This window comes from Tsukamurella sputi (genome assembly GCF_007858445.1).
GTDB lineage: Bacteria > Actinomycetota > Actinomycetes > Mycobacteriales > Mycobacteriaceae > Tsukamurella > Tsukamurella sputi.
Genome location: NZ_VIGV01000108.1, coordinates 1 through 609 on the forward strand (window position 1 = coordinate 1; position 609 = coordinate 609).

Genomic DNA, 609 nt, shown 5'->3' on the forward strand with positions numbered 1-609 from the left:
GAAATACCGCGCCAAAGACGCCCTCGGACGCGAGCAATCCCTGGTACACCATCGACAAGATCGACGATCAGACATCGACAATCACCCAGCACATCGCCCCCAACAAGAACGCGTTGTACCCACTGGTGGCGGATGCAACCGATCCTGGTGGTGGCGGTGCCTCCGGTGAAGGCGGTGAATCCCACAACGACAGCCCGAACACAAGTGGCAAGGTGTGGCAAGGTGTGGCAAGTTTCGAGGGTCCCGATGCCGTGTCCGGCACCGGGACCCTGTTCTACCTGCGGAAGCGGAGGGATTTGAACCCCCGGTGGTTTCACCCACGCTCGCTTTCAAGGCGAGTGCATTCGGCCGCTCTGCCACGCTTCCCTAGCGCCGTACGATACCGGACTCACCAGGGGATCACCGCTCACAGCCGCTCGATGATCGTCCCGTTCGCCATGCCGTTGCCCTCGCACATCGTCTGCAGGCCGTAGCGGCCGCCGGTCTGCTCGAGATGGTTGACCAGCGTCGCGAGCAGCCTGGTGCCGGACGCGCCGAGCGGGTGCCCCAGCGCGATGGCGCCGCCGCGGGGGTTCAGGCGGGCGGGGTCGACGTCGAACTCGGCGGCCC

At 65.5% G+C, this 609-nt stretch carries 1 protein-coding gene, 1 tRNA gene and 1 pseudogene; all 3 read right to left on the reverse strand.

The features are described 5' to 3' along the window. Nucleotides 1-185 (reverse strand): hypothetical protein (locus FK268_RS24870; RefSeq protein ID WP_205124538.1); only part of this gene is annotated, 185 nt, incomplete at its 3' end. A gap of 96 nt (nt 186-281) precedes the next feature. After that, nucleotides 282-366: transfer RNA gene (locus FK268_RS23380), tRNA-Ser, on the reverse strand. 40 nt (nt 367-406) lie between these two features. After that, nucleotides 407-609 (reverse strand): annotated as a pseudogene (locus FK268_RS23385) (steroid 3-ketoacyl-CoA thiolase); the annotation flags it as partial.